Annotated in this window: 10 protein-coding genes and 1 rRNA gene; 5 read left to right on the top strand and 6 right to left on the bottom strand. The window is 67.3% G+C overall.

The annotated features are described in order from the left end of the window. Positions 1–360: 360 nt before the first annotated feature. On the bottom strand, positions 361–789 hold the full coding sequence (locus CHC02_RS29545; RefSeq protein ID WP_089394917.1) for a hotdog fold thioesterase: 429 nt from the start codon (positions 787–789) through the stop codon (positions 361–363). A gap of 17 nt (positions 790–806) precedes the next feature. After that, entirely contained in the window at positions 807–2,474 is a 1,668-nt protein-coding gene (locus CHC02_RS29540) for an AMP-binding protein (protein ID WP_089394916.1), read from the bottom strand. A gap of 195 nt (positions 2,475–2,669) precedes the next feature. On the opposite strand from CHC02_RS29540, the gene CHC02_RS29535 reads away from it, so the two are divergent. Further along, positions 2,670–3,161, top strand: coding sequence for an MgtC/SapB family protein (locus CHC02_RS29535; protein ID WP_089394915.1), 492 nt, complete (start codon positions 2,670–2,672; stop codon positions 3,159–3,161). A 42-nt stretch (positions 3,162–3,203) separates the two neighbouring features. On the opposite strand, the gene sixA is transcribed toward CHC02_RS29535, so the two are convergent. From sixA to CHC02_RS29520, 3 genes are read right to left on the bottom strand one after another with little or no spacing between them, the layout of a single operon-like run. Beyond that, the gene (gene sixA / locus CHC02_RS29530; protein ID WP_089394914.1) at positions 3,204–3,668 is read right to left on the bottom strand and encodes a phosphohistidine phosphatase SixA; all 465 of its coding nucleotides are present in this window, start codon (positions 3,666–3,668) and stop codon (positions 3,204–3,206) included. Further along, on the bottom strand, positions 3,665–3,991 hold the full coding sequence (locus CHC02_RS29525) for a DUF4389 domain-containing protein (RefSeq protein ID WP_371921149.1): 327 nt from the start codon (positions 3,989–3,991) through the stop codon (positions 3,665–3,667). Before CHC02_RS29525 ends, sixA begins: the two co-directional genes overlap by 4 nt. 37 nt (positions 3,992–4,028) lie before the next feature. Then, a complete protein-coding gene (locus CHC02_RS29520) occupies positions 4,029–5,051 on the bottom strand; it encodes an NAD(P)H-dependent glycerol-3-phosphate dehydrogenase (RefSeq protein ID WP_089394913.1) in 1,023 nt (340 codons plus the stop codon). A gap of 197 nt (positions 5,052–5,248) precedes the next feature. Between CHC02_RS29520 and CHC02_RS29515 the strand changes: the two genes are divergently transcribed. From CHC02_RS29515 to CHC02_RS29500, 4 genes are all read left to right on the top strand, one after another. Further along, positions 5,249–7,177: an ATP-binding protein gene (locus tag CHC02_RS29515; protein WP_089394912.1), complete on the top strand. Its 1,929-nt coding sequence runs from the start codon at positions 5,249–5,251 to the stop codon at positions 7,175–7,177. 241 nt (positions 7,178–7,418) lie between these two features. Beyond that, entirely contained in the window at positions 7,419–7,934 is a 516-nt protein-coding gene (gene fabA / locus CHC02_RS29510) for a 3-hydroxyacyl-[acyl-carrier-protein] dehydratase FabA (protein WP_009618534.1), read from the top strand. A gap of 11 nt (positions 7,935–7,945) precedes the next feature. Next, the gene (gene fabB / locus CHC02_RS29505; RefSeq protein ID WP_089394911.1) at positions 7,946–9,163 is read left to right on the top strand and encodes a beta-ketoacyl-ACP synthase I; all 1,218 of its coding nucleotides are present in this window, start codon (positions 7,946–7,948) and stop codon (positions 9,161–9,163) included. Positions 9,164–9,279: 116 nt separating this feature from the next. Further along, the gene (locus tag CHC02_RS29500; RefSeq protein ID WP_089394910.1) at positions 9,280–9,744 is read left to right on the top strand and encodes a GNAT family N-acetyltransferase; all 465 of its coding nucleotides are present in this window, start codon (positions 9,280–9,282) and stop codon (positions 9,742–9,744) included. Positions 9,745–10,415: 671 nt separating this feature from the next. Here the strand turns inward: CHC02_RS29500 and rrf are convergent. Beyond that, positions 10,416–10,493 (bottom strand): 5S ribosomal RNA (rrf, locus tag CHC02_RS31035); the annotation flags it as partial.

Here is a 10,493-nt window from a genome sequence, read left to right as displayed (position 1 = left end):
CCGATTTGTCACCTATGTGGGTGAGTCGTACCGGCAAGCCTTTTTGGTTACTTTTGTGGCGACTGACAAAAGTGACTCGCCCGAGGGGGCGAAACAAGAAGGTTGGGCAAACTCGGAGCGGCGCAGAAACACCCAAGCCAAGGCAGCTGGGTTCCCGCGTTCGCGGGAATGACGATGGGGAGATAGGAGCACAGGACCAAGGTTCGCGAGCAAGAGCTAGGCGCCCCCCTCGATCCTACGAAGAGCATCCCGGCGCGAGCTGCAAGACTACACCACCCCAGCCATGGCGTTTTCATGTAGGAGCGCGCCCTGCGCGCGAAATCGCGGGCAGGGCCCGCTCCTACAGGTCTTCCGTATCGCCTAGCGCTCCAGCGGCACTATGGCCATGGTCAGCCGCGAGATGCAGCTGGGCTTGCCGTCGCCGCCGTGCAGGCGGATTTCCCAGACGTGGGTGGAGCGGCCGAGGTGCACCGCCTTCGCCACCGCCGTCACCCGCCCGCTGCGCAGGCCGCGCAGGTGGTTGGCGTTCACCTCCAGGCCCACGCAGTAGTACTTGCTGGTGTCGATGCACAGGTAGCTGGCGGTGGAGCCGACGGTCTCCGCCAGCACCACCGAGGCGCCGCCGTGCAGCAGGCCGTAGGGCTGGTGGGTGCGGGCGTCCACCACCATGCTGGCGGTCAGCGAGTCGTCGTCCACCGCCTCGAAGCGGATGTCCAGGACCTCGCCGATGGTGTTCCTCAGGTTGGCGTTGAGCGCCTCCAGGTCAGGCGTAGTGCGCCATTGGCTCATGCATTCACTCCCGGCAGTCAGTCATGCCACTGCACCGCTTCACGGCGCTCGGCCCATTCGTTGAAGCGCGCGCCGTAGGTGGACTCCACCACGTTGCGCTTGATCTTCAGGGTAGGCGTGAGGAAGCCGTTGTCCACGCTCCACACGTCCCTCACCAGCACCAGCCCGGCCAGGCGCTCGTGCTTGTCCAGCTCGCCGTTGACCTCCTCCACCAGCTGCCGCAGGCTCTCCTCCAGCTGCGAGCGCGAGCCGTTGGCGGCCTCCTGGCGGCCGACCTCGGACAGCACGCACAGCCCCAGCGGCGCCACCAGGCCGTCGCCGACCACGCAGATCTGCTCGATCCGCGAATGCACCGCCAGGCGGTTCTCGATGGGCGCCGGGGCGACGTACTTGCCCTTGCCGGTCTTGAAGATTTCCTTGAGCCGGCCGGTCAGGCGCAGGTTGCTCTCGGCGTCCTGTTCGCCCTTGTCGCCGGTGCGCAGGTAGCCATCCTCGGTGAGGGTCTCGGCGGTGCGCTCGGGGTCCTTGTAGTAGCCGAGCATGGTCGCGCCGCTGCGCACCTGCACCTCGCCCTCGTCGCTGATGCGCACTTCCACCCCGGGGCTGGACTGGCCGATCCAGCCTTCCTTCTGCTTGCCGGGCCGGCAGACGTGGGAATAGCCGCAGTTCTCGGTCATGCCGTAGACCTCCAGCACGCTCAGCCCCAGGCGCCGGTACCAGTCGAGCAGCGCCGGCGGCACCGGCGCCGCGCCGCACAGGGCGTAGCGCACCGCGTCCAGGCCGAGCCTGGCGAGCACCTTGCGCCCGACCAGGCGGCCGATGAGCGGCAGGCGCAGCAGGCGGTCGAGCTTCTGCGCCGGCATCTGCGCGTAGACGCCCATCTGGAACTTGGTCCAGATCCGCGGCACGCCGAAGAACACCGTGGGCCGCGCCCGGCGCATGTCGGCGAGGAAGGTGTCCAGGCTCTCGGCGAAGAAGATCGTCTGCCCGGCGTAGATCGAGGCCATCTCCACGAACATCCGCTCGGCCACGTGGCACAGCGGCAGGTAGGACAGCAGGCGATCCTCCTCCCCCACGCCGAACAGCTTCATGGCGTGGCTGGCGGCGAAGTCGAAGTTGGCGTAGGAGTGCATCACGCCCTTGGGCGTGCCGGTGGTGCCGGAGGTGTAGATGATGGTGGCGAGGCTGGCCGGGTCGGGCAGCGGCACTTCCTGCAGCGGCTCGCAGGCCTGCAGGTCGTCCCAGCTGTGGTCGAAGCGGCCTTCCGGGTGCAGCGGCAGGGACACGCTGAGCACCTCGGCCGGCAGCCCGGGCGCCATCGCCGGCCAGTCGTCGAGCTTGCCGACGAAGGCCACCGCGGCCTCGGAATGGCTCATCACCTGGTACACCGATTCGGCGGTGAGGTTCGGGTACAGCGGCACCGAGACGTGCCCGGCCATCCAGATGGCGACGTCGGCGACGATCCAGTGCGCGCAATTCTTCGAGATGATCGCCACGCGGCTGCCCGGTGGCAGTTGCAGGCTGCGCAGCCAGGCGGCTGCACGCCGCGCCTGGTCGCCGGCCTCGCCCCAGGAGAGGCTCTGCACCTGGCCGCCCGGCAACGGCTGGACCAGGTAGCGCTTGTCCGGGTGACGCGCCTCGCGTTGCAGGAATTGCTCGAGCGGAGAACGAATTGCAGTGACCACATGCCCCTCCTTTCTTGTTGTTCTAGAGGTGTAGCGATAGATCAACCAAGCACTTGCTTGGTCGAATATTCCATGCGTCCTACAGCCTGGCAAGAAGGGATATGTGAACTTTTGTAGGGAGATGCTTCAGCAGCGCATGGCGCGCCCGCCGGCGAACTGCTAAAAGCAGCGGCAGGCCCCCGTGGAAAGCTGCCCATGCCGTTCATCACCAACAGCGCGCTGGCCGAGTTGGCGCTGCTGTTCAACCTGCTCTGCGCCACCCTGTTCGGCGGCCTGATCGGCCTCAACCGCCAGTTGCACCACCGCCCCGCCGGGCTGCGCACCCACGCCCTCACCGCCCTGGCCGCGGCGCTGGCGATCACGGTGATCCAGCAATTGCAGCCGGCCACCGCGGATGCCGCCAGCCGCGTGGCCCAGGGTGTGCTCACCGGCATCGGCTTCATCGGCGCCGGGGTCATCGTCCACCACGAGCGCCGCTACCGCGTGGAGGGGTTGACCACCGCCGCCACCATCTGGGTCTCGTCGATGCTCGGCCTGGCCTGCGGCACCGGGCACGTGCTGACCGCCGCCGTCGGCCTGGCGCTGACCTTGCTGATCCTGGTGCTGGGCAACCGCCTGGAGCAGCGCCTGGCCGGCCGCGGGCCGACCGACGATGTCAGCCTGACGGACGACGACAAGCCGGGTTGACGCGCGGAACGCCGAGGCCCGCGCAGGGCCCCGGCGGAACCTTCAGCCGCGCCCGGGGTGGTAGAGGGAAACCAGGGTCATCAGCCCCGCCAGCGGCCCCTCGCCTTCCAGCTCGGCCAGGGAGGCGGTGGCCATGGGCAAGGCCTCGTCGCGGCTGCCGTGCACCAGCAGCCCGCCCAGGGCGCCGATCAGCGGCTGGTGGCTGACCAGTAGCAGGTTGCGCTCGCTGCGGTTGTCGAGGAAGCGCAGCACGTCGCGGGGGTCGTCGTCCGGCGTCAGCCAGGGCGCGGTGCCCACCGCGCCGTCGAAGCCCAGCGCCTCGCGCACCAGCTCGGCGGTCTGCTGGGCCCGCACGTAGGGGCTGGCCAGGATGCCGTCCAGCGGGTGGCCGGCCAGGTGCCCGGCGCTCTGCAGCACCTCCTTGCGGCCGTGGGCGGTCAGCTGCCGCTCGGCGTCGCGGCGGGCCTGGGGCTCGGCCTGGCCGTGGCGCAGCAGCCAGATCCTCACAGCTTCGGTTCCTCGTCGCGCACCGGGTGCGGCGCCGGCGGCACCGCGTGTGCGGCCTCGCCTTCGGGCGCGCGGGCAGCCGGCCAGTCGGCGAAGGGCCAGGGCTTCTCGTCGCTGTTGAAGGTGCCGAAGCGGCCGATCTGCGCCAGGTACTGGCTGAGGCTGTCGCCGAAAGCCAGCAGGCTGGCGCTGGGCGCGCCGTAGATGATGCGGTAGACCAGTTGCACCACCACCACGGCGCCGAGCAGCATCTGCGCGACGTACCAGACCAGGGCGAACAGCAGCATCCAGAGGATGCGCAGGGCCAGGGATTCCTTGTTCATACGGTCGGCCAGACGATCAGCGGACATGGGTATCTCCTCAGAAGCCACTGGTGGGAATGAAGTCGGTGTCGGTCTTCGGCTCGCCGCTCATCAGCGCCTGGATCACCTGGGCCAGGGTGCGCCCACCGAAGAGGATGGCGTAGAGCCCGGCGACCAGCGGCATATAGACGCCCAGCTCGTCGGCCTTGGCCTTGAGCACCTTGAGGGTGTTCACCCCTTCGGCGGTCTCGCCCATGCGGGCGACGGCGTCATCGAGGCTCAGGCCCTCGCCCAGGGCGAAGCCGACCTGATAGTTGCGGCTTTTCGGTGACGAACAGGTGACGATCAGGTCGCCCACCCCGGCCAGGCCGAGGAAGGTCATGGGGTTGGCGCCGAGCTTGACGGCGAAGCGCGTCATCTCCGCCAGGGCGCGGGTGATCAGCATGCCCTTGGTGTTCTCGCCCATGCCCAGGGCCGCGGCCATGCCGGCGATGATGGCGTAGACGTTCTTCAGCGCCCCGCCCAGCTCGACGCCGAAGCGGTCGCCGCTGGCGTAGACGCGGAAGGTGCGGCCGTGCAGCGCTTCCTGCACGCGGGTGCAGAGCGCCTCGTCCTCGCTGGCGACCACGGTGGCGGTCAGCTCGTGCTCGGCGATCTCGCGGGCCAGGTTCGGCCCGGAAATCACCGCGATGCGCGCGGCCGGGGCGATCTCCTCGAGAATCTGGCTCATCAGCTTGAAGCTCTGCGCCTCGATGCCCTTGGTCAGGCTGACCAGCGACTTGCCCGCCAGTTGCCCGGCGAAGGGTTCCAGCACCTTGCGCAGCGCGCTGGACGGCACGGCGACGAAGATGAGCTCGCAATCGTCCAGGGTCGCCGCCAGGTCGGTGACCGGCTCGACGTTCTCGTGGATGCGCACGCCCTTGAGGTAGCGCGGGTTCTCGCGCAGGGCGCGGATGCTCGCGGCCTGCTCCTCGTCGCGCATCCATTGGCGCACGCGCTGGCCGTTCTCCGCCAGCAGGTTGGCGAAGGCGGTGCCGAAACTGCCGCCGCCCAGCACGGCGATCGGTTGCTGCTCAGTCATGTCACTTCCATCACGGGCCGCACGCAGGCGGCGATTGGGGCATTATAAGGCGCCACCGCCAGGCGGCCAGTGCACATCGCACGCTGGCAAAGCGCCCCGCCTCGTTTAACATCCGTCCCCGTAGAGAACCGAGAACAGGGCCGTTCCGTGCACGCCACGCAGCACCGCCAGAACCGACCAGCCGCCGGAGACGCAGCATGACGCCGCGCAAGGGCTGGAACATCCAGAACCGCATGCTCGCCATCAGCCTCGGCCCCGCGCTGCTGCTGACCCTGCTGCTGACCGGCTACTTCACCCATTCGCGCCTGCAGGACCTGCGCCAGGAACTCAACCACACCGGCCAGCTCATCGCCAACCAGCTCGCCCCGGCAGCGGAGTATGGCGTGCTTTCGGGCAACCTGCCGGTCCTGCAGAGCCTGCTGCGCACCACCCTGGGCACGCCGCACGTGCGCTTCATCGAGGTGCGCAACCGCAATGACGAGATTCTCGTCTACGCCGAGCAGCCGCCCGGCGACAACGGCCAGGTCGCGCCCAAGATCGAGGTGTTCCACGCCGCCATCCAGCGCGAGCACGTCGCCCCCGAAGTCCCCGGCGACGCCGCCGCGCTGCGCCACACCCCGGGCCGCCAGGGCCAGCCGGCCAGCGATGCCGACTACCTGGGCCGCGTGGTGGTGGGCATGGCCAACGACGCCTTCAGCGAACGTCAGCAGGAAATCCTCTTCAAGGCCAGCCTGCTGGCCTTCTTCGCCCTGCTGCTGACGTTGCTGCTGGCCCGCCGCCTGGCGCAGCGCCTGGCGGCGCCGATCAGCACCATGGCCAATGCGGTCCAGGCGATCCAGACCGGCGACTACCAGACCAGCCTGCCGGTGCTGGACAACGGCGAGGTCGGCGACCTCGCGCGGCACATCAACAACCTGGCGCGCGGCCTGCAGCAGGCCAGCAAGGAGCAGGAGCGCACCATCACCCAACTGGTGGCGGCCCGCGAGGAGGCCGAGCAGGCCAACCGCAGCAAGTCGGATTTCCTGGCCATGATGAGCCATGAACTGCGCACGCCGATGAACGGCGTGCTGGGCATGCTGCAACTGCTGGAGACCACCGAGCTCAACCACGAGCAGGCCGAGTACACGGCGCTGGCCACCGAATCCACCGAGCACCTGCTCAAGGTCATCAACGACATCCTCGACTTCTCGCGCATCGAGCGCGGCGCCCTGGAGCTGGAGCGCATCCCCTTCAACGTGCTGGAGCTGATCCAGGGCTCGCTGCTGGCCTTCCAGCACAGCGCCCAGCAGCGTGGCCTGACGCTGCGCATGGACGTCCAGCCGGGGCTGGAGCACCTGGAGGTGCGGGGCGACCCGACGCGCCTGCGGCAGATCCTGGTCAACCTGCTGGGCAACGCGCTGAAATTCACCGAGGAAGGCGCCATCCGTCTGGAAGTGCGCTGGCAGGCCCTGGACGACGAGGTGCTGTGGCTGACCTGCGCGGTCAACGACAGCGGCATCGGCATCTCCCCGGAGCGCCTGGAGCACATGTTCGAGGCCTTCAAGCAGGCCGATTCGTCCACCTCGCGGCGCTACGGCGGCACCGGCCTGGGCCTGGCCATCGCCCGCACCCTGGCCGAGCGCATGGGCGGCACCCTGCAGGCGTCCAGCGAGGAAGGCCTGGGCTCGACCTTCACCCTGGAGATCCCCCTGCCCTTCCACGCCCGCGGCCCGGGCGCCGGCGCGCGCGCCCTGCGGGCCTCGGAGCCGGCCACGGGCCAGTCGGTGCTGCTGGTTGAGGACAACCCGGTGAATCAAACGGTCATAGAAGCCATGTTGCGCAGCCTCGGCTATCGCGTCACTCTGGTCGGCGATGGCGCACAGGCGGTGCGCACGGCGGAACGCAACGAATTCGATGCCATCCTCATGGATTGCCGCCTGCCGCTGCTCAACGGCTACGAGGCCACGCGACAGATTCGCGCACTCGCCGGGCGCCGGCAGGTGCCGATCATCGCCCTGACCGCCAACGCCCTGCAGGGTGATCGCGAGCTGTGCCTGGAGTCGGGCATGGACGATTACCTGGCCAAGCCGTTCAAGCGCGCCGATCTGCAGAAAATTCTGCAGCGCTGGTTGACCTCCGGGCGTTGATCCGCGGGGCCTGTTCGCCCAAACTCGTGGGCCTGCGAGGCTGATCGGCAAGATGAACGCCCAGCTGGAGCAACAGAGGCACCGGAATAAAGTGAACAACCGTTCGCCCGGTGCTGTGACTTTAACCGACAGGCAATAGTCTATGACTAGGCTGCCGCAGGACGCCGCTACAAGAATGAGGCGCGCGGAGCCGCAGGACGATCGATTTCGCCCTGCCGTTCAGGATTTTTGAGGAGCTCGCATGACCAAACAACACGCCTTCACCCGAGAAGACCTGCTGCGCTGCAGCCGCGGCGAGCTCTTCGGCCCGGGTAATGCGCAACTGCCCGCCCCGAACATGCTGATGATCGACCGCATCACCCACATCAGCGACGTTGGCGGCAAGTATGGCAAGGGCGAACTGGTCGCCGAGCTGGACATCAACCCCGACCTCTGGTTCTTCGCCTGCCACTTCGAAGGCGACCCGGTGATGCCGGGCTGCCTGGGCCTGGACGCCATGTGGCAGCTGGTAGGCTTCTACCTCGGCTGGCAGGGCAACCCCGGCCGCGGCCGCGCCCTGGGTTCGGGCGAGGTGAAATTCTTCGGCCAGGTCCTGCCGACCGCCAAGAAGGTCACCTACAACATCCACATCAAGCGCACCATCAACCGTTCGCTGGTCCTGGCCATCGCCGACGGCAGCGTCAGCGTCGATGGCCGCGAAATCTACAGCGCCGAAGGCCTCCGCGTCGGCCTGTTCACCTCCACTGACAGCTTCTAAGGGTTATCCGCATGCGTCGCGTCGTGATCACCGGCCTGGGCATCGTATCCTGCCTGGGCAATGACAAAGACACCGTCTCCGCCAACCTGCGCGCCGGCCGTGCCGGTATCCGCCACAACCAGTCGTACGTCGACATGGGGCTGCGCAGCCACGTCTCCGGCTCGGTGAACCTCAACCTCGAAGAGCTGATCGACCGCAAGGTGTTCCGCTTCATGGGCGACGCCGCGGCCTATGCCTACCTGGCGATGGAACAGGCGATCAAGGACTCCGGCCTGACCGAAGAGCAGATCTCCAACCCGCGCACCGGCCTGATCGCCGGCTCCGGCGGCGCCTCCACCCTGAACCAGATGGAAGCCATCGACACCCTGCGCGAGAAGGGCGTCAAGCGCATCGGCCCATACCGCGTCACCCGCACCATGGGCAGCACCGTTTCCGCCTGCCTGGCCACCCCCTTCCAGATCAAGGGCGTGAACTACTCCATCTCCTCGGCCTGCGCCACCAGCGCGCATTGCATCGGCACTGCCATGGAGCAGATCCAGATGGGCAAGCAGGACGTGGTCTTCGCCGGTGGCGGTGAAGAAGAGCACTGGAGCCAGAGCTGCCTGTTCGACGCCATGGGCGCCCTCTCCACCCAGTACAACGACACCCCGGAAAAGGCCTCCCGCGCCTACGACGCCAAGCGTGACGGCTTCGTCATCGCCGGTGGCGGCGGCATGGTGGTGGTCGAGGAACTGGAGCACGCCCTGAAGCGCGGCGCCAAGATCTACGCCGAGATCATCGGCTACGGCGCCACCTCCGACGGCTACGACATGGTCGCCCCGAGCGGCGAAGGCGCCATCCGCTGCATGCAGCAGGCGCTGGCCACCGTCGACACCCCGATCGACTACCTGAACACCCACGGCACCTCCACCCCGGTGGGCGACGTGGCGGAAATCCGCGGCGTCCGCGAAGTCTTCGGCGACAAGGCCCCGGCCATCAGCTCCACCAAGAGCCTGTCCGGCCACTCCCTGGGCGCCGCCGGCGTGCACGAGGCGATCTACTGCCTGCTGATGATGCAAGGCAACTTCATCGCCGGCTCCGCCAACATCGACGAGCTGGACCCGGAAGTCGCCGACATGCCGATCCTGCGCGAAACCCGCGAGAACGCCAAGCTCGACACCGTGATGAGCAACAGCTTCGGTTTCGGCGGCACCAACGCCACCCTGGTGCTGCGCCGCTTCAACGGCTGATCGTCAGCTCGATACAAAAAAGGCGCCCCCAGGGGCGCCTTTTTTGTTGCCTGTGTTTTGCGCTCCAAGTAGCAAGGCGCGAATATGGCCTGGAGCTCACCAATAGAGACAATACAATGGAATGCCAGATACGCCCGGCCAGGGCCGATGACGCCGGGGCCATCAGCCGGGTGATTATCGCAGCGCTGCGCTACAGCAACGCCCAGGACTATCCACCAGACGTCATAGAAGAGGTGGTGAAGCACTTCAGCCCCGAGAAGGTCACCGAACTGCTACAAAGGCGCAGCGTGCTGGTAGCCATGCGGGAAGACAGCGTGGTCGCCACCGTAGGTCTCGAAGGCGATGTGGTTCGTAGCCTCTTCGTCGACCCTCGCCACCAGTTCCAAGGCGTCGGCAGATGCCTCATGGCCATGATCGAGTCACAAGCCAGGTCGGAAGGCGTGGAGGTGCTGCGCGTACCCTCCTCGCTCACGGCAGAAGCCTTCTATCGGAGGTTGGGCTATGAAGTGGTCCGGGAAGTGATGCAGGGAGAAGAACGCACTCTCGTCATGCAACGCCACCTGGGCCCTCCTAATCCGTAGAGCGAATAACCGTTCGCGATTATCTGCCGCTGGCCTTGGCGCGGGGGCTCGACGGCGGATAACGCCTGGGGCGTTATGCGCCCTACGATCCGGCCGGATCGTGGATGAGATATGGGTTCGCGGTTATCCGCTGGTGGGTCTGGTGTGGGGCCAACGGCGGATAACGCTTGGGGCGTTATGCGCCCTACGATTGCGTATTCGAACCGATGTTCCAGGCTGACACCGAACGCCCCGGCAGCGCCGAACGGCCCCCTCTCCCGCTTGCGGGAGAGGGCTGGGGAGAGGGAACGGCATCAACCCGAAACACGACTACCGCCGGCAAGCACCGTTCGCGAGCAAGCTCGCTCCTACAGGGTGTGGCGCTAGACGTAGGGCGAATAACCGTTCGCGGTTATCCGCCGCTGGCCTTGCGGCATCGCCGGCCTGCCGGCCGGATCGCGGACGGAGTCCGCTCCTACGGGTACATGGCGCACAAGGTAACTGCAGGAGCGGGCCCTGCCCGCAATTCGCGCGCAGGGCGCGCGCCTACAGGGGGAGCCGGAGGTGGGCATGGCGTAGGAGCGGACTTTGTCCGCGATTCGCGCGCAAAGCGCGCCTACAGGGGAATGGTTTTCCCCGCGCCAAAGCAAAACCCCCGACCAGCCAGGCTGATCAGGGGTTTTGGGATAGGTGCTTGACGATGACCTACTCTCACATGGGGAAACCCCACACTACCATCGGCGATGCGTCGTTTCACTGCTGAGTTCGGG

The sequence above is a fragment of the Pseudomonas delhiensis genome (assembly GCF_900187975.1).
GTDB classification, from domain to species: domain Bacteria; phylum Pseudomonadota; class Gammaproteobacteria; order Pseudomonadales; family Pseudomonadaceae; genus Pseudomonas; species Pseudomonas delhiensis.
Note: the sequence above shows the minus strand (reverse complement) of the source record. Positions and strands in the feature narration are given on the sequence as shown.

What these genes read in the sequence shown, in the direction of transcription:
- fabA (WP_009618534.1), top strand. Translation starts at nt 7,419, where the DNA reads ATGACCAAACAACACGCCTTCACCCGAGAAGACCTGCTGCGCTGCAGC.
- CHC02_RS29520 (WP_089394913.1), bottom strand. Translation starts at nt 5,051, where the DNA reads ATGACTGAGCAGCAACCGATCGCCGTGCTGGGCGGCGGCAGTTTCGGC.
- CHC02_RS29515 (WP_089394912.1), top strand. Translation starts at nt 5,249, where the DNA reads ATGACGCCGCGCAAGGGCTGGAACATCCAGAACCGCATGCTCGCCATC.
- CHC02_RS29525 (WP_371921149.1), bottom strand. Translation starts at nt 3,991, where the DNA reads ATGAACAAGGAATCCCTGGCCCTGCGCATCCTCTGGATGCTGCTGTTC.
- CHC02_RS29545 (WP_089394917.1), bottom strand. Translation starts at nt 789, where the DNA reads ATGAGCCAATGGCGCACTACGCCTGACCTGGAGGCGCTCAACGCCAAC.
- CHC02_RS29500 (WP_089394910.1), top strand. Translation starts at nt 9,280, where the DNA reads ATGGAATGCCAGATACGCCCGGCCAGGGCCGATGACGCCGGGGCCATC.
- fabB (WP_089394911.1), top strand. Translation starts at nt 7,946, where the DNA reads ATGCGTCGCGTCGTGATCACCGGCCTGGGCATCGTATCCTGCCTGGGC.
- CHC02_RS29535 (WP_089394915.1), top strand. Translation starts at nt 2,670, where the DNA reads ATGCCGTTCATCACCAACAGCGCGCTGGCCGAGTTGGCGCTGCTGTTC.